General features: G+C 42.4%; 18 protein-coding genes and 3 pseudogenes. 12 read left to right on the forward strand and 9 right to left on the reverse strand.

The window, feature by feature from the left end; translation table 11 throughout:
- Window positions 1-140 precede the first annotated feature (140 nt).
- Window positions 141-1,322 carry a type III PLP-dependent enzyme gene (locus tag JCM16456_RS21670; protein ID WP_068718392.1) on the forward strand — a complete coding sequence of 394 codons (1,182 nt, stop codon included), beginning with the start codon at window positions 141-143 and terminating at the stop codon, window positions 1,320-1,322.
- A gap of 192 nt (window positions 1,323-1,514) precedes the next feature.
- Window positions 1,515-2,057: a hypothetical protein gene (locus tag JCM16456_RS21675; RefSeq protein WP_068718394.1), complete on the forward strand. Its 543-nt coding sequence runs from the start codon at window positions 1,515-1,517 to the stop codon at window positions 2,055-2,057.
- Here the strand turns inward: JCM16456_RS21675 and JCM16456_RS23465 are convergent.
- Window positions 2,049-2,237 (reverse strand): annotated as a pseudogene (locus JCM16456_RS23465) (transposase domain-containing protein); the annotation flags it as partial. The gene JCM16456_RS21675 and the pseudogene JCM16456_RS23465 sit on opposite strands and share 9 nt — an antisense overlap.
- 46 nt (window positions 2,238-2,283) lie before the next feature.
- Here JCM16456_RS23465 and JCM16456_RS21680 point away from each other — a divergent pair.
- A complete protein-coding gene (locus JCM16456_RS21680; protein WP_068712904.1) occupies window positions 2,284-3,402 on the forward strand; it encodes an IS110 family RNA-guided transposase in 1,119 nt (372 codons plus the stop codon).
- A gap of 257 nt (window positions 3,403-3,659) precedes the next feature.
- Here JCM16456_RS21680 and tnpC read toward each other — a convergent pair.
- The 3 genes and pseudogenes from tnpC to tnpA all read right to left on the reverse strand — a co-directional run.
- A pseudogene (gene tnpC / locus JCM16456_RS21685) lies at window positions 3,660-5,036 on the reverse strand (IS66 family transposase); the annotation flags it as partial.
- Between the two features lie 59 nt (window positions 5,037-5,095).
- The gene (gene tnpB / locus JCM16456_RS21690) at window positions 5,096-5,449 is read right to left on the reverse strand and encodes an IS66 family insertion sequence element accessory protein TnpB (RefSeq protein ID WP_068713892.1); all 354 of its coding nucleotides are present in this window, start codon (window positions 5,447-5,449) and stop codon (window positions 5,096-5,098) included.
- A complete protein-coding gene (gene tnpA / locus JCM16456_RS21695; protein WP_068713891.1) occupies window positions 5,446-5,766 on the reverse strand; it encodes an IS66 family insertion sequence element accessory protein TnpA in 321 nt (106 codons plus the stop codon). Before tnpA ends, tnpB begins: the two co-directional genes overlap by 4 nt.
- A gap of 108 nt (window positions 5,767-5,874) precedes the next feature.
- On the opposite strand from tnpA, the pseudogene JCM16456_RS21700 reads away from it, so the two are divergent.
- Window positions 5,875-6,897, forward strand: a pseudogene (locus JCM16456_RS21700) (methyl-accepting chemotaxis protein); the annotation flags it as partial.
- A 242-nt stretch (window positions 6,898-7,139) separates the two neighbouring features.
- Here the strand turns inward: JCM16456_RS21700 and JCM16456_RS21710 are convergent.
- On the reverse strand, window positions 7,140-7,655 hold the full coding sequence (locus tag JCM16456_RS21710) for a helix-turn-helix domain-containing protein (protein WP_162266559.1): 516 nt from the start codon (window positions 7,653-7,655) through the stop codon (window positions 7,140-7,142).
- Window positions 7,656-7,785: 130 nt separating this feature from the next.
- Window positions 7,786-8,976, reverse strand: coding sequence for an MFS transporter (locus JCM16456_RS21715; protein WP_068718402.1), 1,191 nt, complete (start codon window positions 8,974-8,976; stop codon window positions 7,786-7,788).
- Window positions 8,977-9,272: 296 nt separating this feature from the next.
- Here JCM16456_RS21715 and JCM16456_RS21720 point away from each other — a divergent pair, with 296 nt between their 5' ends.
- Both JCM16456_RS21720 and JCM16456_RS21725 read left to right on the forward strand, forming a co-directional pair.
- Window positions 9,273-10,103, forward strand: a complete 831-nt coding sequence (locus JCM16456_RS21720; protein ID WP_068718405.1) for a class I SAM-dependent methyltransferase — start codon at window positions 9,273-9,275, stop codon at window positions 10,101-10,103.
- A 311-nt stretch (window positions 10,104-10,414) separates the two neighbouring features.
- Window positions 10,415-11,335, forward strand: a complete 921-nt coding sequence (locus JCM16456_RS21725; protein WP_068718407.1) for an EamA family transporter — start codon at window positions 10,415-10,417, stop codon at window positions 11,333-11,335.
- A gap of 28 nt (window positions 11,336-11,363) precedes the next feature.
- On the opposite strand, the gene JCM16456_RS21730 is transcribed toward JCM16456_RS21725, so the two are convergent.
- Window positions 11,364-11,954 (reverse strand): TetR/AcrR family transcriptional regulator, encoded by a 591-nt coding sequence (locus JCM16456_RS21730; RefSeq protein ID WP_068718409.1) that lies wholly within the window; start codon window positions 11,952-11,954, stop codon window positions 11,364-11,366.
- A gap of 194 nt (window positions 11,955-12,148) precedes the next feature.
- Between JCM16456_RS21730 and fabF the strand changes: the two genes are divergently transcribed.
- Window positions 12,149-13,414, forward strand: a complete 1,266-nt coding sequence (gene fabF / locus JCM16456_RS21735) for a beta-ketoacyl-ACP synthase II (RefSeq protein WP_068718411.1) — start codon at window positions 12,149-12,151, stop codon at window positions 13,412-13,414.
- 92 nt (window positions 13,415-13,506) lie between these two features.
- Here the strand turns inward: fabF and JCM16456_RS21740 are convergent, their stop codons facing one another.
- Window positions 13,507-14,328, reverse strand: coding sequence for a transporter substrate-binding domain-containing protein (locus tag JCM16456_RS21740; protein ID WP_068718413.1), 822 nt, complete (start codon window positions 14,326-14,328; stop codon window positions 13,507-13,509).
- A gap of 418 nt (window positions 14,329-14,746) precedes the next feature.
- Between JCM16456_RS21740 and JCM16456_RS21745 the strand changes: the two genes are divergently transcribed.
- The 3 genes from JCM16456_RS21745 to JCM16456_RS21755 all read left to right on the forward strand — a co-directional run bounded on the left by JCM16456_RS21745 (window position 14,747) and on the right by JCM16456_RS21755 (window position 17,233).
- Window positions 14,747-15,112 carry a hypothetical protein gene (locus tag JCM16456_RS21745; RefSeq protein WP_068718415.1) on the forward strand — a complete coding sequence of 122 codons (366 nt, stop codon included), beginning with the start codon at window positions 14,747-14,749 and terminating at the stop codon, window positions 15,110-15,112.
- 118 nt (window positions 15,113-15,230) lie between these two features.
- Window positions 15,231-16,604, forward strand: a complete 1,374-nt coding sequence (locus JCM16456_RS21750; RefSeq protein WP_231894461.1) for a sensor histidine kinase — start codon at window positions 15,231-15,233, stop codon at window positions 16,602-16,604.
- The gene (locus tag JCM16456_RS21755; protein ID WP_068718419.1) at window positions 16,601-17,233 is read left to right on the forward strand and encodes a response regulator; all 633 of its coding nucleotides are present in this window, start codon (window positions 16,601-16,603) and stop codon (window positions 17,231-17,233) included. Before JCM16456_RS21750 ends, JCM16456_RS21755 begins: the two co-directional genes overlap by 4 nt.
- A 77-nt stretch (window positions 17,234-17,310) precedes the next feature.
- Here JCM16456_RS21755 and JCM16456_RS21760 read toward each other — a convergent pair whose 3' ends face one another.
- The gene (locus JCM16456_RS21760) at window positions 17,311-17,823 is read right to left on the reverse strand and encodes a nicotinate-nicotinamide nucleotide adenylyltransferase (RefSeq protein WP_068718421.1); all 513 of its coding nucleotides are present in this window, start codon (window positions 17,821-17,823) and stop codon (window positions 17,311-17,313) included.
- Window positions 17,824-17,928: 105 nt separating this feature from the next.
- Between JCM16456_RS21760 and nadE the strand changes: the two genes are divergently transcribed.
- Together nadE and JCM16456_RS21770 are read left to right on the forward strand one after the other, a co-directional pair.
- Complete coding sequence (nadE, locus tag JCM16456_RS21765; protein ID WP_068718423.1) at window positions 17,929-18,759, forward strand: ammonia-dependent NAD(+) synthetase; 831 nt, start codon at window positions 17,929-17,931, stop codon at window positions 18,757-18,759.
- Between the two features lie 292 nt (window positions 18,760-19,051).
- Complete coding sequence (locus tag JCM16456_RS21770) at window positions 19,052-20,383, forward strand: anaerobic C4-dicarboxylate transporter (protein WP_068718425.1); 1,332 nt, start codon at window positions 19,052-19,054, stop codon at window positions 20,381-20,383.
- The last annotated feature ends 66 nt before the right edge of the window (window positions 20,384-20,449 follow it).

Below are 20,449 nucleotides of genomic sequence, written 5' to 3' on the forward strand. Positions count from 1 at the left end.
CTGTTTTGTGGCAAGGCGATAGAGCAACTATCCAAGAGTGACTTTGACGGCGTTTGTTTATACAACGCTTTTATTTTCGCTCCGCTTTTCCACACCCACAATCGCAGTGGGAAAGCACGCTATTTGTATAGGAGGCCGCCATGGCTCATTCGGTATTGGATTTTTCCTCATTCTCTGCTCTTTCTGCAGAAGAAACTCACCTAATCGAAACTTCAGTTGCTCAATATGGCGCACCTTTATTACTGTTAGATTGTGATACTGTTCGCTCTCAATACCGCGCGCTGAAAGCAGCACTCCCAGATGTCACTTTGCATTTCGCGCTTAAACCACTGCCACACCCAGCAGTCGTTCGTGCTCTGCTAGATGAAGGTGCAAGCTTTGATTTAGCCACATCAGGTGAAGTGGATTTGGTTGCCAGCCAAGGCGTTCCGGCAGAAAACACTATCCATACTCACCCAATTAAACGTGACATTGATATCCGTGATGCACTTGCGTACGGCTGCCAAGTTTTTGTTGTCGATAACATGAATGAACTAGAAAAATTCATTGCATATCGCGATGAAGCAGAAGTGCTGATCCGCTTAAGCTTTCGCAATGCAGAAGCCTTTGCTGATCTATCGAAAAAATTTGGTTGTTCTTCTGAAAGTGCCATCAAAATGATGACCCGTGCGCAAGAACTAGGGATTCGTATCAAAGGCCTGTCATTTCACGTAGGCTCACAAACAACCAACCCTAATAAGTACGTAGAAGCGATTCATGCTTGTCGTGCAGTGATGGAAGAAGCGATTGAACTCGGTTTACCTGCATTGAGTACATTAGATATCGGTGGTGGTTTCCCAGTAAGTTACTGCAGCAAAGTGACTCCTATTAAGGAATTTTGCCGCCCAATTAATGCCGCTCTCGCAACGTTGCCTGAAACGATTCAAGTACTTGCTGAACCTGGACGTTTTATCGTTGCTCCGGCAGTAATGAGTGTTGCATCAGTGATGGGGCAAGCAGAACGTGACGGTGAAACTTGGTACTACCTTGACGATGGTGTTTATGGCTCATTTAGCGGTTTGATGTTCGACCATGGTGATTACCCAATCATGGCGATTAAACAAGGTGAACGCTTCCCTAGCGTATTAGCAGGACCAACTTGCGACAGTATTGACGTCGTTGCAGAGCATATCATGCTACCAAAACTTGAAAACGGCGACCTAATCGTCACTCGAGTTATGGGTGCCTACACCAGTGCAACCGCAACTGACTTTAACTTCTTTAAACGTGCGCAAACCGTGGTGCTTAACGACATGGTTGCCGACCAACGCATGATCGGTTAACCGTATCAACGATTAATGTTTAAAGATGACTAATAAAGGAGGCGTAAGCCTCCTTTGTTGTTTATTATGTTGTTGGCAATATGTTGCGCCTTACCATGCTACTTTAGTCAAAAGGTAGCTAAGATCATTCATCACCTTTTTCATTTGACTACATTTAACATTAAGATAACAAATGGACGAGAGTAGTCGCTTATGTTTATTCGCACTTGGGGTGCTTTTATTGTTCTGTGGCTGATTGCAACTGGATTTGCACTAACGCTCTTTGGCTGGCAACATGCCGCATTAGTGGCGTTAACACTCATAGTAAGCCCACTCACCCTAAGAAAGGGGGAGCAAATCAATACCGCAGAAGCGGTGAACCCCGATAGCATTATCGCCCCTTTAATCGCAGAAGAGATGAGCCGCAACGCCGTAAGTGCAGCTGAAACCTCATTTTCTGTTGACCAGCTAAAAATAAAAGCAGCAAATCAATTAACTGCGATTGAGAACATCTCGCACTCTTCCAACAATATTACCTCGACGTTAGGCATTACATCCGAATCAGCAATCACAGCTCTGAACTCCGCCCAAGAGATGCAAAAAATCAGTACGCTTGGTATGGCCGAACTGGAATCAGCAGTGCAAGACATGCGCGACATATCAACTCTAACAACCACTTCCGTAGCGCAAATAAATAACTTAGACGCGCAGATAGATCGTAAGCGCCCCATGAACACACGGGGCGTTTTAATGTGAGAAGTTCCACGGAAGAAGTGAGTCAATGTCGGGCTCTGCTTTCGCCAGCTCTTTCATGCACTTGACCATGTAATCGTAGAGAATGAGCCCATTGGCTTTAGCCGTCTCGATGATGCTATAGAGTAATGCGCTAGCATCAGCACCTTTTGATGTGTTGGCGAAGAGCCAGATGGTATGACCTTATATACTAAGACTCACCTATGGTGCGTTTTTGGAGGTCGTCAATATGAAACCAGTTAACTATTCTGCTTATATTGGGCTGGATGTTCACAAAGATACAATTGCTGTTGCAATAGCAAGCCCCGAGAGACAGGGTGAAGTACGTTTTTATGGCAATATATCGTCAGCTAAAGATTCTGTCATTCGTTTGATGAAGAAGCTCATAAAACTCCACGAACCGATTCTTGTTTGCTATGAAGCAGGGCCAACTGGCTACGGTCTATATCGATTATTGTTAAGTATGAATATCGATTGCATCGTTGTCGCTCCTTCTAGAATTCCCAAGCTATCAACCAACAAGATAAAAAATGATCACCGAGATGCGGTTGCATTAGCAAGGCTGTTGAGAGCAGGAGAGTTGGTGGATATTTGGGTTCCCGATATTACGCATGAAGCAATGCGCGATCTTGTTAGGGCGAGAAGTTGTGCAAAAAAGGATACCAAAGTAGCCAAGCAACGAATTCAGAGTATTCTTCTGAGAGCAGGAAAAATATACGAGAAAAAGATGTGGACTGTTCGCCACCGAGTATGGCTGGCAAATCAGTCATTCCCGCTTCCATCCCAACAAATTGCGTACGAGCACTATCGACAAAGCCTTGAACAAATAGAAAATAGAATCACACAGCTTGACCAAGAGATTGATCGATTACTTCCAGATTGGTCGCTTAATAATCTTGTTAACCAATTACAAGCTTTGAAAGGCGTCGGTCGGACTATTGCAATTTCAGTTGTTGCTGAACTGGGAGATTTCTCTCGATTTAGTAATCCCAAGCAAATCATGGCGTTTCTGGGGTTGATTCCTGGTGAGTATTCAAGTGGAGCTACCGTCAGAAAAGCCGGAATAACTAAGGCTGGCAACGTAGAACTTAGGCGCTTGTTATATGAAGCAGCATGGAGCTATAGAACCAATGCAAAAGTAGGTAACTGGTTAGTCACCTACCGCCCAGATAGCGTCTGCCAAGAAGCTAAGGATATTTCTTGGAAAGCACAACAACGTTTATGTTTCCGTTATAGAAGCTTGGTAGCAAAAGGCAAAAAATCGCAGGTGGCTATTACGGCTGTTGCTAGAGAGTTACTTGGATTCATGTGGGATATCGCGGTAACTACTCAAAATCAGAGAGTTTAAAATTTGCTTGGAAGTGAAGAAGCTCAAGGTGAGTAATCCTCGTCAAGAATTTAAGTCGACCATTAGGTTAGATACTAGCAGCCAGAAAGAGGCAAGCTCATTACGAAAACCATGTTGGGGCTAAAGATCCCCGAATAAGAGTATGTATAACCCAAGTATTTGTTGATTCACTTTCAGGCAATTCCAACTCTGAGAATATGCCTCGTCTCACAGAGGAGAGAGAGGTTTTGTCGAAAAACTTGAAAAAGGTCATAAGAATTTTTTCGGCCAATGACCATTGATTTTATCGCACGTTCTGCTCGATTGTTGTCGATGGATAAGTGCCCATCATCCACATAACGCACCAACTTTGGCCATTGACCCAAGGTGTATTTAATCGCTTTACCCAGTGGGCTGGATTCGAACACTTTCTGTGTCGTGAGCCATTGATACAGGTCGTCCAATATTGGTTTGGCGTGTGTTTGTCTTTCTGACCAACGCTCTTCAGCTGACGACTGTTTTAAGCGAGCTTCAAGCGCATAGAGTTTTTGGATTTTTGCTAGCGCGATATCCACTTTCCCAGTCTTGCCTTTTCCCTGAATCTTTTTTGCCTCCATGAACTTACGGCGAGCATGAGCGAAGCAACCAACATTCGTCACTTGAGTGAGACCATCGTACGCCGCATAACCATCAGTTTGCAGGTAACCCGAGTAATCTCCCAAGAAGTCCATTGGGCACGCTCTCGCGCGACTGTTTTGATAGTCGTACAAGACGATGTTTTTCATATCCGGTAAACCAGCTTGCGGAGAGTCAGCTCCTGAGCAGTAAAGCCACATGTAACTGCGCTTCTCTTCTTGAAGAACATTCAACGGGGTTTCATCGGCATGAACCACCACTTGCTCAAGTAAGTGCGTTTTTAAGGCTTGGTACAAGGGTTGGAACTTCTCACTGACTTGGATAACCCAGCGAGCCATAGTGGTTCTTGATAAATCGATACCCGATTGCGTGAACAAGGTTTCTTGTCGATAAAGCGGCAATGCGTACTGGTATTTACCCAAGATGATATTGGCCAGCAAGCTTTCTGTGGCGAAGCTTTTCGGGATAATGCTCTCGGGTGCTGGCTGTTGGTGAACTGGGTTAGTCTCACTGTGTTGCTCACAATGACGGCACGCGTATTTAGGACGAACGTATTCGATAACTTTGAGGACTGCAGGCGTGAACTCCAGTTTCTCGCTACGGTCTTCCCCGATTTGATGCAGAGAATGCTGGCAGCAAGGACAATTTTTATCGTGCTCATCCAGGTCAAGCACCACGGTTTCGCGAGGTAAGTCTTTCGGTAATGACTTGCGTTTACCACGGCGCTTTGTTGTGGTCGTCGTGGTCACCACTTCTTCCTCGACGTTCTCCGCTTCGCATTCCACTTCATTAAAGAAGTCGCCCTGAGCTTCGTTATACGGTTTTAACGCTTCAGAGCGTTTGGCGAACTGACGGTCAAGTGCCAGTTTGAACTGCTCAATTAAGGATTGGCGCTCTTGTTGCCACTGCGATTCTTTTTGCTGCCAAGCGGCTTGCTCAGACATCAACGCCTTCACCATCGCTTGAAGTTCCGCGATGTTTTGGCTGTCTGGATTGATGTCGGGGGTCGTCTTTTTCATGGTGGTTATTGTACTTTATACCGATAAAAAAGGCTTGGTTTATCTGACTTTTTTTGCCATTAACCCATTGTAAAACTGTCGATTTTTACCGGTTTATGGCCGATTATTGTGAAGCCAGAAAGCAGCCTGTCGAGGTCAAATTGCGTTAAGGTAAACACCGTGTTTTTCTCTTGTGTTGGCCACTTAAACTTGGCTTTTTCGAGGCGTTTATACCAGAGCGCATAACCCGTTTGGTCCCAATACAGAACTTTGATTTTATCGCGTTGTTTATTGGTGAAGAGGAACAAAGCCCCTGAGCCCAATTCGAGGTCGGTTTCAGATTCAATCAACAGCGCCAGACCATTGATAGATTTTCTGAAATCGACAAACTCACGGTATAAATACACCACTGGCGCGGTCATCATGCGTTTCATGACAAGGCTCCAATCAACTCTGCAAGATAGTGTGGTGGCGTGCCTTGAGGAATACTCAATTCGACGTTATTTACCATCAAAGTCATGTTGGCTACCCACGTCTGGGTCACCTTGCGACAGGTGGTTTTTTCAATAATTTCGGCCTTAACGAAGCCACTCTGAGTTGGGGATGGGTTAACACTCAACTGCTGCCGCTTAGCGTAAAACGTCGATACGCTAATGTCGTGTTTTTGGCAAAAAGCTTGTTGTGTGAGCGAACTGGCTTGGCATTGCTCAATCAGCGAAAGCCATTCTTGGTCGGTGCGTCGTTTATTCATGTCACATCTCCTTTGGATTGGAGATGTGATCATAGAGTGGGCAAAGCCTGTTTAGAATGTGGGGTTTGTGGTGCGCTTACGATAGATCGCATCAAAAACGTTGCTCAAGTGATTGAAGACATCGCATCGCAAACAAACCTGCTAGCACTCAATGCCGCTATTGAAGCAGCTCGAGCGGGAGATTTAGGGCGAGGATTTGCAGTGGTCGCGGATGAAGTACGCGCGCTCGCCGAACGTACTTCGCAGAGCACCGGGGAAGTGAGTCAAATCGTTGGACAAATTCTCACCGAAACTGGCGAGGTCACCAAAAATATTGAGGCGTTATCAAGCAAAGTAGCCAAAGGTACCGAAAACATTGAAGCGGTAGCGACTCAACTTAAAAACATTACTCATCAATCTCAGCAAGTCGAACATCAGGTGTCATCGATTAGCCAAGGGGTTGAGAGCAATCAAGACGGCTTGCACACCATCGCAAATTCCATTAACGAGGTGAAATCGGAACTGGCCTTAACTGACTCACAGTTGGAAACACTGCAAAAAGAAGCTGAACATTTGATGTTAATGGCAGAACACAGCAACGCGGTACTCGTTGAGCATTACCATCAAAGCGTTCATTGGCCGTTTTATCAGTGGGCTTCACAACTTGCCAAACAAATTGGACAACAGTTTGAACAAGATATCCAGGCAGGGAAAATTACCCGCTCCGCCCTGTTTGACCGCAAACACGAACGTATAGCGGACACTAACCCAATCAAATATCACACCCAATTTGATCCATATTGCGATTCCGTTTTACCCACATTACAAGAACCGATATTGAAGCAGCATAATGACATCATCTATGCAATTGCCACTGACGACAAGGGATATGTACCAACGCACAATAATCAGTTTTGCCAGCCTCTAACGGGTAATCCTGAATTAGACATGGTAGGCAATAGAACCAAACGTATTTTTGGCGACCGAGTAGGACAACGCTGCGGCAGCCACACCCATATCATGCTTTTGCAGACTTATAAACGCGATACAGGAGAAGTGATGCACGACTTGTCTGTACCCATTTATGTGAATGGTGACCACTGGGGAGGCTTACGTATTGGCTATAAACCTCAACACATCAGTTCATCTTAATGAAGGTGGCTATATCCCATAACCTTCTGGATAGTATTTACCAGGATTAGCCATAATACCGATTGTGTAACTCGACCGAGGCTCGTCGATTTTTTTATGTTGGTCTCTTATAAGACGTAATAAATAATCACCAATGTCCTGTTGAAATGTAGAATATTCATCTTCAGTTAGCTCAACGCTAATAAATTTCAACGTAGCCCTCTCTCCTGTTACTGGCTGACAACAAGACTCGAGTAGCCCACTCATGGTTGCATGTTTAATTTTTTTGCGTAACGCGAATTATGGCGAAATACAGTGTATTTAGGTACACGTAATGTACAAGTATTGTTGGTACCGATACTAATAAGGTCTAGTTTTTCCAAATCCCTAAGGGCGAGATACATCTCCGCTACTGTTTTTCCACGCATTTCTGCCAAGCGTTCGATATTTTGTTCAGCAAACACGCCATGCAGCAAATGATACATTTCAGGGTTTTCAGACATAGCTATATCTTGTTTTTCATTATAATAATGTATCTTTGCCATATTCTTTTCGGCAGTAGAAAGAAGATCTGATAGCTGTATATTTAGTAAACTACAAATAGATGACAGGCGCTCAAGGCTTAATTCTTGATGATTATTCAATGAGCGGGTGATTGTCTTCTCTGAAACACCTAAGTAATCGCTAAGGTGCTTGTAGCTAATGGATTTTGTTTTCAATAGCCGTTTGATTTCATCCGCTACAAATGGATATATATCATGTTTCATATCAATGCTCATACAGTATGCTTTCATTTACTTTCACCATCTAGTTAAATCGCTATTTGGCGTGCTGGTTCCTACTTGAATCTAGACTGACTATCCATCGAAAGAAGAGGTCGCACTATTCTATATCTAATTGATTAACAGATCATTCTCTCAAAGCCTTAATATTGAATGAATGTCTAATGTAGGCAATGCCCATGCTAACTAACACAAATCCTATACCATAACTGAAAGTTATATCTGGAGCAGTAAAATTCATCTCTATCAATAAACTAATCAACCCAAAAGAAAATGGTAGACAAACTTGGCTTGCAAAAACTGCCAAAGCAATGGTTTTACCTATTTGCTCTTTCGGGGATCTTTGTTGTAAGTTCGTTAAAATTGACACATTAATCCAAGAAACAATAAATCCAAACAAGAAATAAATCATCGAAGAAAAAATATAACTTGTAGTTCTAGATAAGATTATTATTAAAATAGACAACATAATTGCTGCAGTAAATAAACTAACTTTTGATGAAATCTTTACCAACTGAGTAAATAATGAGAAAGCAATAACACCTACACCATAAATAGCATTCAGAGAACCTATATATTTAGCACTACTACCGAAGTTAATTGCAGCTAAAAGGGGAGTTAAAACAATAAGGACCCCAGTAAAAAAGAAACTCGTAGCCGCTAAAAAACCTAAATCTTGAACAAGGTTTAATTTATTTATTAAAGAAAATCCAGATAAAATACCTTTTACTGGATTCTCAACAATTTTATTACTGGGTACCGAATCAATCAGTAACAGTAAAGAGGTAAAAGAACAAATAATCAAAATAATAACAGTAGCAATGAGAGCATAAGTTAAAGAATATTTATCAATTAGAATTGATATAAGTAATGGACCAATGATCACTCCTAGTTGATTACATGCTGAAAAAATAGAATTGGCTTTATGCAAGCTTTCGTGATTAACAAAATAAGGTAAGCACGAGTTTGCTGTTGGGATAAAAACAGCATCAAGTATTCCAAAGATAAATGAGATTATATACAGTTGATTAATAGTTAAACTATCAATATATGAAAAATAACTTGCTCCTAAGAGTAAAATCACCCTAGCAAAAGTAGTCCCAGATAGTAAAGCACGTTTACTATACCTATCAGCTATATAACCACCAATCGGAATGAATATAACTTTTGGTAGAAAATTCACCGCCAGCAGGATCCCAACTAGTTCTGGGCTAGATAAAATATTAATAGTTATATGCTGTTGTACTAACAGAAAACTCGATAAGGCAGTTGAGGATAGTAAATAGGCAAAGGAAAGATAATAAAACTTATTATTCATTAAGTATGGGATATCGGTCTAATAATATATTTCAACGATAGTAATACAATTTGGAGTGAAAATTAAATGTATATCTTGATGGACTACTTGCGTCCCACACCAGGACAATAAGCGTCCGTGTTAGATAACATTATTGACCGTGTTGATATTCATGAGTAACCTTTTTTGTGCTAACACAAGTTAGCTAAATCAATGAAATAAAAGGGTAAAATCATGAACAACGTAATTCGCAATGTAATCTAATCTATTGTATAGATATTAGGAGTGGAGGTGGCTAGTGCCGCCTCATTTTGGTTATGAAAAAAATAATAAGTAAACTTTTTAGTGAAGAAATTGATGATTCTCTATTGTTTAAATACGATGATGAAGAATTTAGCAAATTAATGCTTATTGAGCATCTAGATCAAAATAGTTTTGGTGCATCTAGAGCTAGATCTTTTATTAAAAGAGAAGTCGAGTTCATTAGTAAAGTTTTTAGCGAACTAAACATCGGACGTAATTTGCTCGACATTGGCTGTGGCCCAGGTTTCTATTGTGACGATTTTAATTACTCTGGATACTCGTGTGACGGTGTTGACATGTCACCTTCGGTAATCGAATTTGCTAAAAATAATATCAGAGATAGTCAATTTCATTGTTGTAAGATCCAAGAATTGATATCCCAAAAAAAATATGATGCAGCATTGGTTTTGTTCGGATTACTGAATGAAATTGAAGATGCTGATTCTTTTATTTCTTCGACTTCTAAACATATAAAAGGTGATGGTTATCTTGTTCTTGAGGTCATGCATCCTCATTTTTTTAATTCTCTGGTATCTGAGTCTATCAATGTTTCTGGCCGAGAAACACCATCTTGTTTTTCTAAAAGTTCACATGTGAGAGTTACAAAGCGTTTCTTTTCAAAAGAACGAGACTGTCTAGTCAACCGTAGCATGGTAGTTGATGATAATGGCATGATGAAACTCTATGAATCACACTTCACTTGTTATGATTTAGAAAAAGCAACGAGGCTGTTAGAAAGTAATGGCTTTATGGATGTACAATGTGTTCAAAGCCCTCAAACTGGTGAGTTCTCTTATGAGAGCTATTACCATTACATCATCGCAAAAAAACGACCTCTAGATTGAACACTACTGCATACTAATTATTCTCCAATTAGGTAGTGGTATTGTTCATTGTTAATCTAGAATACCAAGATACGCTCAACACTCTTGATAAGTTGGGCGTTTTACTGTTTAGGGCTCTAATTTTTGCTTTTTCTCTATTTTCGCGTATTTAGCTGTTGGTACTTATAAATCGCTTTACTGCTTGTCAGCCTCTTTGTTTTAAGGCAATCTGAATCCCTCTTTTGCTCAAATTCCACCCATCTTATCTTCGATCCTAGCCCTTTGTTCGGGTAAGAAAGCAGTTCGTTAGATGGGTATACTAAGGATTCAGTATGTCTTTTCGCGATAAACTATTGGCTTTGGCCATTGTCATCGTCTGGGGAGTCAACTTTGTGGTGATCAAAGTTGGGTTGCAAGGAATGCCACCGCTCCTTCTCGCCGGATTACGCTTTGCTTTTGTTGCTTTTCCGGCCATCTTATTTATTAAACGCCCTAAATTACCTTTTAAATGGCTACTTCTTTACGGGCTCACCATCAACTTTGGGCAATTTGCCTTGCTATTCTGGGCATTAAAACTCGGAATGGCTGCTGGTTTAGCATCATTAATATTGCAAGTACAAGCATTTATTACCGTATTTCTTGGTGCCTTGCTGCTTAAAGAAAAGATCAAAGTTCATAATTTAATCTCCATCGCCATTGCAGCACTTGGGATCTATATGTTAGCAACCGCTCAGACACAAACCGCAGCAAGCCTTTCTTGGTTTACATTAGTGCTGGTCATTGGTGCTGCCAGCGCTTGGGCATTTGGTAATATCACCAATAAAGTGATTATGGCTAAACACACTGTGCCTACCATGTCACTTGTGGTTTGGAGCGCACTTGTGCCTACTTGTGCTTTTGCTATTTCCTCAATGGTCTTTGAAGGCAGCGACTTGATTGTGCAATCATTAGTACAGATAAAATGGCACAATATTTTGGCCCTAGCCTACCTATCCTACCTTGCCACTATTGTCGGCTATGGTGGGTGGAGTTACCTACTTAGCCGTTATGAAACCTCTTTGGTTGCACCGCTCTCTTTGCTGGTGCCCGTGTTCGGTTTGTTAAGTGCGATGATCCTACTTGATGAGCACTTATCACTACATCAAGTGATTGGCGTTATTATTATTGCTATCGGATTGATCTTTAACGTATTTGGCTCTCGCTGGTTCGCCAATCGTAAGCCCGTTCGTTCCGCTGCCTCATCAAGTAAATAACCTGCAAAAACGAAAAAGCAGCTCCGTGCTAAAGCATGGTCAATATTTCCGATTGAGCGTTTTCTAATAGACGCTGCTGCTCTTGTTCATCGGTGATCATTTTAGCAATGGTCACCGCACCGACAAGTGCTGCCATAATGGCCCGTGCTTTGTCACTTACGGTATCGGGCGTTAATTCAACTTTACGAATTCGGCCGAGCGCCCAAATGCGTTTTTCTAGCATCATTTTTACATTCTCATAGGAACGCTGAAATAAAATTCGCACTTGTTCGTTATCCGTACCCGATTCGTTAAATAGCACAACTTCCGGTCCCAACCTTTCTGTCGTCGACTGATTAAGCCCCCAATAATTGGTCACAAGGGCCTTTAGCTTATTTATGCTTAGTGGGCTTTTGACCAATCTAGCTTGACGACTGTCTGCAAGTAATTCAGAAAAACAAGCCTCATAAAGTGCTTCTTTTGATTTAAAGTGCGCATAAAATGCACCATGAGTTAAACTCGCCTGCTTCATTACTTCACCAATCGATATTTTCTTAAATCCATAACGGGAAAATAAGTCTTTGGCCGATTGCACTATCTTATTACGAGACTTTTCCTTGTGGCTTTTGTCGTATGGCATAGTTTCCTCCATTACATACCAATAACGTTGAATTAAAATCCCCTTTCTTCCGTTATTGGACTTAACCTGAACTCGTTAACAAGAAACCGAATTCTGCATCATAAGGTCATTTGAGCCTAATATATTATCTTGATCATATTATGGCGAATGATACGTTTCGAACTAACAATAACATGTTCAATACGGAGAGCATAATGAACTCACCAATCGTAATAACAGGCATGGGCATCATTAGTCCACTTGGCTGTCAGCTTGATGTCGTTTGGGAACGACTTATCGCTTCAAAATCAGGCATTGTTAGTATCAATCATTTCCCCACTGAAGACCTTCCAGTCACCGTCGCAGGACAAGTACCCACCATAGATCAAGACTCCATCGGTGGATTTGACGTTGATAACTATATTGAAAAAAAAGAACAGAAGAAATTAGACCGTTTCACCATGTTTGCGCTTGCGGCTGCACAACAAGCGCTAACTCAAGCTAATTGGTTTCCGCAAGATGTTGCAGACCAAGAAGCAACCGCAACAATTATCGGTTCGGGGATTGGTGGTTTTCGCACGATCACCCAAGCGCAAGAAACCATGAAATCCCGTGGCTACAAAAAATTGTCTCCTTTTACGGTTCCCGCCTTTCTAGCCAATTTGGCGGCAGGAAACATCTCCATTAAATACGGGTTTAAAGGCCCCATTGGTTGCCCGGTGACCGCCTGCGCAGCCGGTGTTCAAGCGATTGGTGATGGCATGCGCATGATTCGCAATGGCGAAGCAGAAGTGGCCGTCGTCGGAGGTGCTGAAGCCTGTATCGACCCTTTATCACTAGCCAGTTTTAACGCGTTAAAAGCGTTATCAACCAACACAGAACCTCAAACCGCTTCTCGTCCATTTGATCAAGACCGCAACGGTTTTGTCATGGGGGAAGGCTCTGGTGTATTAGTGATTGAAACTCTCGAACATGCACTTAAACGCGGTGCAAAACCGTTAGCCATCATCAGTGGCTATGGCACCAGTAGCGATGCACATCATATTACCGCTGGACCTGAAGATGGTTCAGGTGCTGCACATGCTATTCGCCGTGCACTTCGCTCCGCAGATTTGACTATTGAAGATATCGATTACGTGAATGCTCATGCCACTTCAACCCCAGTGGGTGACAACGCGGAAATCGCCAGCCTACGCAATGTGTTTGGCGCGCATTTACCCAAGGTTCCTATTTCTGCGACCAAATCCGCAACGGGTCATTTACTCGGTGCGGCTGGTGGTGTGGAAAGTATCTTCACTGCCATGGCGGTTATTCATGGCGTGATACCTGCGACGCAAAACCTTGAACATGTAGATGAATCGATGCAAGACTTAGATTTAGTACCATTACAAGCTCGCCATCAGCCAGTATCTCACGCATTGTGTAATGGATTTGGCTTCGGTGGTGTAAATGCCGCGGTACTCATTAGCCGTTATGAATAAGGTAAAATCAGGGTTAAACGTGTAATTCGAAAAGACTAACCTACAATAAAGCCGGACACGGTCCGGCTTTGTTATAAGGTCATTTAGGTAGATTACTGGACTTTAGAAAGCCATTTATCTGATTTAAACCATTTTGCATAAATACGGTCGTAAGTACCATCACCACGAATCTGTTTCATATAGTTGTTAAGCAGATTCAAAAAGTCATGATCGCCACGGCGAATTGCCCAGCCCATCGGTTCAAAAGTGAATGGCTTATCAAGGTGAATCACTTGGTCTTTATGTTGCGCAGCGTACATCGCGTTATAAGGTAAGTCGTACACAAACGCGTCCGCTTTACCATTCATCACCTGAAGAACCGCATCAGCCGAAGTGTCGTAAAGGTCGACACGAGCATTAAATAGGTACTTTTCTGCACCAATTGCACTGCTGGTTCCCATTTGAGTGGCTACTGTGTAGTTCTTATTGTTCAAATCTCGGTAAGAGTGGATTTTATCTTTAAGTTTTGGCGAGATAAGAATAGTTTGCCCCATTTTCAAATAGTCGTCGGCAAACAATACGCTTAAGTTACGCTCTGGTGTCACTGTCATGCCAGCAATAAAGTCACATTTATTGGTTTTCAACGCAGGCACAATCCCATCCCATGCCGTATTCACTGGAACAAATTTAACGCCTAATGAACGAGCTAAGTGCTTTGCAACATCGATATCAAAACCAACGTATTGCCCATTTTTAGCGGTCATTTCAAAGGGGATATACCCTGCTTCGAAGCACAATCTTAGTTCACCTGACTTAAGGATTTGATCAACAGTATTTGATTCCGCAGAGGCTGAAACGCTAGTTGCAGCAGAGGCGATAAGCGCAGCACCAATAAAAGTACGACGAATTGCGGTTGTTATTTTTTTAGATGTCATGTTTGTTAAATTCCATTCTTGCTCTGTATTCCTCATTGAGTGCCCATAAACTAACGAAATTTGCGTACTAATAAAAGAGAGAACTGCTCTAAAAACGAGCAGTTGAAAGAGTGATGCTTATCGATATTGTGCTTGTGTTACAGTCATCCGTCGGATATAGACAAGCCGTTCCTCTCTTTTATGCGAATTTAATTGCGGTTAGCTCACAATAAATAGAGGAGAAAGTCATTAGAGAGGAGTAAACAAGTCCCAAAAACGTGATATTTGCATCAAGTTTCACTAAAACTGTATGTAGCATCGCATTCCTTGGGATTGACCAAGTAAATGCATATGAGTGCACCTATGCTCAACAAAAGGTTAGAAAACATTACGCTAACCCATCGTATTTCTAAGTCCTGCAACAACACTTGGGTATCTTATGAATATTCATACTAAATTTACTATCGGTACCATTGATTCTATTTTGAAACACATTGGTAATGATACATGCCGTTTTTTTAGTCACTCCTCCTTTCGTCTACTGCCCGCAGAAGACAAATTCAACAAATATGCAGGTTTAGAAATCCATCTCGGTAATGGCTACTCTTTAGTTATTACATCCTCCACTTGGCAAGACAACGAACACTCTGTGATCGGTTTTGATGACGAAGAATCCGTTTTTCGCCGCCTCTACTTAAAAAATCTAGGTGGTGACATGTTTGAGTGTGACCGAGAAAATTTGTGTTTTTTCATTGACGGTGTTATTGCCAAACTGGCGGAAATCGACGAGCTAATCGTCTACTAAACAAAAAGTTACCCTGACATAGCGTGATTTAACCGCAGGGTGAAATCTAACTTACTGAATTTGTTTATTAGCACCCATTGATAGTGAGCAACGGCTCGATTAAACTCGCGCCATGGACATGCTGATACTATTCAAGTTTTACCTCATTTTTGGCTTGGCGTTTTTCGCTATCTTTTTTGCAATCTTTTTTCGCAACTTAAAAAATAGCCGCATCACCATCGCGCGTTACCTGCCTATGTTTGCCGTTTTCGGTTTACTTCAGGGATTTCATGTTTGGTCTGATTTCTACCTCGTACTTTATGAGCATGAACTCGTATCATCCAAAGGGGTTGACACATTTCGTGCGCTAAAAGTATGGGGATCGTTTCTTACCTTAGGCACTTTTGCCTGGAGGATGATGGATCACACCAATTGGAAACGAATCGTCTTCATCCGTCTAACCATGATCATCGTCTTAGCCACCTTCTCTTTAGGCTTGTTATATCGCTATACGCAGATGGACTATGCAGCCTTTATCAATCAAACCCTGAATCAAATTCGCTGGATCTTTGGCATGGGGTCGAGTGTGTTAGCCGGAGCAACTGTTTACACCTACGCAAAACGCATTGAGGGTGAGGGCTTTGGTAGTGCTCAACCGTTCCAATGGTTGGGTATCTCACTCATTAGTTACGGTTTCAGTGTTGGCTTTATCGATTCTGGCATGAGTATTTGGTTCCAAACCTTACGTCTGCTGTGCGCCTATGGCATGCTGCTTGCGCTATGGTATGCGCTGCGCGTGTTTGATGAAGAACGCGACAATCAATTGCAATCGACAATTCAACTCTCTCAACAAGAAGCGAAATTAATCGAATTAGGTGAGTTAACTTCGGCCGTCGCCCACGAAATAAAAACGCCGATAAGCAGTGCTATGATGAGTTGTGATTTGCTTGAAATGCAGCTTTCGCACGACGATAAATGCAAAAAACAGATCGACAGAATACGATACGGTTTGACTCGTGCTTCCGAAATCAGTCAAGAAGTTTTAAACTATGCGCATCACAAACAGATTAAACGCGTACCACTCGAGTTGCATGAAATTGTGGCATCAGCCCTTTCTTTAAATCAATTTCGCCTCGAAACGTTTAATCTAGATATAGCGATAGATAACAAACTCCAAATTTCCGGCGATGCAGGATTACTTGAAGAGGTGTTTAGTAACATCATCAGTAATGCTGTTGATGCAAGTAGCAGCGAAAAAGTTCTGCATATTCGTGGATATCAGGACAAATTGTTTGCCATTATCACCTTTTCTGATCACGGCGGCGGTATGCCTGAACAGGTGCTGAAAAAAGCAACACAACCCTTCTTTACAACGAAAACCAAAGGGGAAGGTACGGGAATGGGATTGGCTTTGTGCAAACAAATCATTTTGCAACACAACGGTGAACTTCGTCTTTATAACCAAGATCAAGGGTTAACAGTCGAAGTAAAACTACCAAGGAATACTCAATGAATTTACAACTACTCCTCGCGGAGGACGATCCTCAATTGCGCGAAGTGTTGATAGAAGCACTCACTATAGAAGGTTTTGACGTCACCGCGTGTGATAATGCTGAAGACGCACTAGATAGCGCGGCGAATCAGCATTTTGATTTAGCTCTTTTTGATGTCGTCATGGGTGGGATGACCGGCATTGATGCGCTAACGACCTTACGTCGATTGCAGCCCAATATCGGGATTATAATTACCACCGCTTTCGCCACAGTGAATATTGCCGTAGATGCGATGAAAAAAGGCGCCGATGAGTTTTTGACCAAGCCTTTCAATCTAGCGGCACTGTCCGTTACGTTAAAACGTGTTCACGCTGAACATGCGCCCAAAGCCGCTATTGACGAAAGTGAACATGACCTGATTTTCAGTGCGTTATCCAACCCCATTCGTCGTTCCGTTGTCAAACAACTTAAAGTACACCGTAAACTCAAATTTATGGATTTGTGTCGCGTTGTTGGGATAGAAGATCACACCAAGTTCAACTTTCATTTACGTCAATTAGTGAATAGTGGATTAGTGGTCAAAGAAGAGGGGCGGGTCTATTCACTAACGACACAAGGTCAGCAAATCTACTCAAGTTTACTGCAGTAATTCCATTCAAAGGCATGTTCGCCTTTATGCTCGTAACGAGGGAGCACTCTCCCTCGTGCTATTTTGGCCAAAACGACTTAATAGAATTTGTTCTGTAGCAGCATCGCTTCCACAGAAGGAGTGGTTAGCCCAGTGATCGATTGATGCTGGCTCAGTTTGTTGCGAATATCTGTGCTGCGTATCGCCAAACGCTGCGGACATGCCATTACAGACCAGCGTTCTAATATTTCTTGCGCACGATAGAATTTGCCAAAACTAAACAGATTGTCAGGACCCATTACAAAAGTCAGCTCTGCATCTGGATTTTGGGCTTGCAATGCATCAAGTACAGCGTAGGTGGTTACGCCCTCTTTGGGCTGCATGAGTGATGACTCAATGTTTGAGATCTCCAACTTACCCCACTGAATGTCTTGAATAAAAGCCTGCAGAAGTTGGCAGCGTTCTTGATAATCCAGCATATTTTTCCCCCAAGCATGGGAGATACTGGGCACCAACAAAATGCGATCAAAGTGTCCTAATGAATCAATGACACTTTTATGCCCCAGTGTTGGTGGGTTAAAAGCGCTACCAAAAACAGCAATTTTCTGCATATTTTCCTCTATTCGATGAGAAATCTATCTTCTCGTTTTTCTAATTTACTGATTAAGGTATGATACTACGATAGTTTTGTATTGCTTGCAGGAAAAGGAACCGTAATGGAACAAATTATTCGCGAACAGATGCATGTACTGGCGAGCATCGACCCAAAATTCGAAATTGAACGCCGTATTGGCTTTATAAAACGCAAATTACAAGAGTCAGGCTGTAAATCATTGGTGCTAGGTATTAGTGGCGGTGTTGACTCAACCACATGCGGCCGTCTAGCTCAACTGGCAGTAGAATCACTGAATGAAGAACACAAAACTGACGCTTATCAGTTTATTGCCGTTCGTCTACCTTATGGTGAACAAAAAGACGAAGATGAAGCACAACTGGCACTCTCTTTTATCAAACCAACTCACTCTGTTTCCGTAAATGTGAAAGCAGGTGTAGACGGCATTCATGCTGCAACACATGACGCATTAGGCGATACAGGCCTGCTACCAAAAGATGAATCAAAAGTTGATTTCGTAAAAGGCAATGTAAAAGCGCGAGCGCGTATGGTGGCACAATATGAAATCGCAGGTTACGTAGGTGGCCTAGTGCTAGGTACTGACCATTCTGCAGAAAACATCACTGGCTTTTATACCAAATACGGTGATGGCGCATGTGACCTTGCCCCTTTGTTTGGCTTGAGCAAACGTCAAGTACGCCAAGTTGCTGCAACCCTTGGTGCACCAGAGTTATTGGTACACAAAACACCGACTGCGGATCTTGAAGAACTCGCCCCACAAAAAGCCGACGAAGACGCTCTTAACTTAACTTACGACCAAATCGATGATTTCTTAGAAGGTAAACCAGTACCAGCCGAAGTCAGCGCACGAATCGTGGCCATTTTTACGGCGACAGAGCATAAGCGTCAACCGATTCCAACCATCTACGACTAATGAATGTTTTTCTATTCATGAACTAGATGAGTATTGGAATACCAAAGCACGTAATAGCCAACCAAATAGGTTGGCTATTTTTTACCCTAAACAACGAAGAAATAAACAAATTCACAACAAAATAGATCGAATTAATTCACTAATCAAAACAATAACGTGAAGTCATTCATAAACGCTGAAAATACTTTTTTATACATTATTTTGTGTGAACAGTACTTCATATTTTTTGTTATCAACATCGCAAAATGGTCTCAGATTTTTCATTTAACTCCTACCCTAGAGAGCAATGCTTATGTTGTATTTGGAATTTTTTTTCCTTTTGCTGATGTTGTATACAGGTTCCCGTTATGGTGGTATCGGACTAGGTGTCGTGTCCGGTGTTGGTCTGGCAATTGAAGTCTTTATCTTCAAGATGCCACCTTCTAATCCACCGATTACGGTGATGCTAATCATCTTATCTGTTGTCACCTGTGCATCCATTTTGGAAGCCGCTGGTGGTCTAAAGTACATGTTACAAATCGCAGAACGTCTACTGCGTAAAAACCCTAAACGCGTTACCTTAATTGCCCCCTTTGTTACCTACGCCATGACCATGATGCTCGGTACAGGCCATGCGGTTTACTCCATCATGCCCATCATTGGTGACGTCGCTCTGAAAAACAACATCCGCCCAGAACGTCCTATGGCTGCGGCTTCTGTTGCTTCTCAAGTGGGGATCACCGCCTCACCAATCTCTGCGGCTGTGGTTTACTATTTAGCTCAAGTCTCTGAAATCAATCATAACATTACTCTTCTTTCCATTTTGATGGTTACGATTCCAGCGACACTGTTTGGCGTTCTCTTAATGGCTTTGTACAGCATGCGCCGTGGGAAAGAGTTGGACGACGATCCAGAATATCAAGCACGCTTGAAAGATCCTGAATTCAAAGCTCGTATTGAAAGCACAACCGCAACAACACTGAATGAAAAACTGCCATCTTCAGCACGCAATGCTGTATTGCTGTTCATTCTTTCTCTGTTAACCATTGTCTTTATCGCCATGTTCCCTAGCGTGCGTACCATTGATATTGCGAGCAAACCAATTTCAATGACGGTGATCATCCAGATGATGATGCTCTGTTTTGGTGGTTTGATTTTGCTGATTACCAAAACTGATCCGAAAAACGTACCAAACGGTGTTGTGTTTAAATCGGGGATGGTGGCTGCGATTTCTATCTACGGTATCGCTTGGATGTCGGATACGTATTTCCAATACGCAATGCCTTCTTTCCGCGAAGGTATTATTGAGATGGTGACCGCCTACCCTTGGACCTTCGCACTGGCACTCTTTATTGTATCGGTTGTGGTGAACTCTCAAGCCGTGGTCGCTCGTATGATGCTACCGGTAGGTTTAGGCCTAGGTTTATCACCAGCGCTAGTGGTTGGTTTGATGCCAGCGTTGTACGGTTACTTCTTTATTCCTAACTACCCATCAGATATCGCTACGGTGAACTTTGATATCACGGGCACCACCAAAATTGGTAAGTGGTACTTTAACCACTCCTTCATGTCCATCGGTTTAATCGCCGTGATTGGCGGTTGCTGTATGGGGTATGTGTTAGGCCAGATTGTGATTGGCGGCTAATTAACCTTATCAAGAAAAGCAAAGGCGAGCCTAGCTCGCCTTTTTTATTACTCTTTGTTGTCTATC

Source organism: Vibrio tritonius, from assembly GCF_001547935.1.
Lineage (GTDB): Bacteria > Pseudomonadota > Gammaproteobacteria > Enterobacterales > Vibrionaceae > Vibrio > Vibrio tritonius.

Excerpts from the sequence above, each read along its gene's own strand:
- JCM16456_RS21750 (WP_231894461.1), top strand. The coding sequence starts at position 15,231 with ATGCTGATACTATTCAAGTTTTACCTCATTTTTGGCTTGGCGTTTTTC.
- JCM16456_RS21675 (WP_068718394.1), top strand. The coding sequence starts at position 1,515 with ATGTTTATTCGCACTTGGGGTGCTTTTATTGTTCTGTGGCTGATTGCA.
- JCM16456_RS21725 (WP_068718407.1), top strand. The coding sequence starts at position 10,415 with ATGTCTTTTCGCGATAAACTATTGGCTTTGGCCATTGTCATCGTCTGG.
- JCM16456_RS21745 (WP_068718415.1), top strand. The coding sequence starts at position 14,747 with ATGAATATTCATACTAAATTTACTATCGGTACCATTGATTCTATTTTG.
- JCM16456_RS21715 (WP_068718402.1), bottom strand. The coding sequence starts at position 8,976 with ATGAATAATAAGTTTTATTATCTTTCCTTTGCCTATTTACTATCCTCA.
- JCM16456_RS21730 (WP_068718409.1), bottom strand. The coding sequence starts at position 11,954 with ATGCCATACGACAAAAGCCACAAGGAAAAGTCTCGTAATAAGATAGTG.
- JCM16456_RS21720 (WP_068718405.1), top strand. The coding sequence starts at position 9,273 with ATGAAAAAAATAATAAGTAAACTTTTTAGTGAAGAAATTGATGATTCT.
- fabF (WP_068718411.1), top strand. The coding sequence starts at position 12,149 with ATGAACTCACCAATCGTAATAACAGGCATGGGCATCATTAGTCCACTT.
- nadE (WP_068718423.1), top strand. The coding sequence starts at position 17,929 with ATGGAACAAATTATTCGCGAACAGATGCATGTACTGGCGAGCATCGAC.
- tnpB (WP_068713892.1), bottom strand. The coding sequence starts at position 5,449 with ATGAAACGCATGATGACCGCGCCAGTGGTGTATTTATACCGTGAGTTT.
- tnpA (WP_068713891.1), bottom strand. The coding sequence starts at position 5,766 with ATGAATAAACGACGCACCGACCAAGAATGGCTTTCGCTGATTGAGCAA.
- JCM16456_RS21740 (WP_068718413.1), bottom strand. The coding sequence starts at position 14,328 with ATGACATCTAAAAAAATAACAACCGCAATTCGTCGTACTTTTATTGGT.
- JCM16456_RS21770 (WP_068718425.1), top strand. The coding sequence starts at position 19,052 with ATGTTGTATTTGGAATTTTTTTTCCTTTTGCTGATGTTGTATACAGGT.
- JCM16456_RS21670 (WP_068718392.1), top strand. The coding sequence starts at position 141 with ATGGCTCATTCGGTATTGGATTTTTCCTCATTCTCTGCTCTTTCTGCA.
- JCM16456_RS21760 (WP_068718421.1), bottom strand. The coding sequence starts at position 17,823 with ATGCAGAAAATTGCTGTTTTTGGTAGCGCTTTTAACCCACCAACACTG.
- JCM16456_RS21680 (WP_068712904.1), top strand. The coding sequence starts at position 2,284 with ATGAAACCAGTTAACTATTCTGCTTATATTGGGCTGGATGTTCACAAA.
- JCM16456_RS21710 (WP_162266559.1), bottom strand. The coding sequence starts at position 7,655 with ATGAGCATTGATATGAAACATGATATATATCCATTTGTAGCGGATGAA.
- JCM16456_RS21755 (WP_068718419.1), top strand. The coding sequence starts at position 16,601 with ATGAATTTACAACTACTCCTCGCGGAGGACGATCCTCAATTGCGCGAA.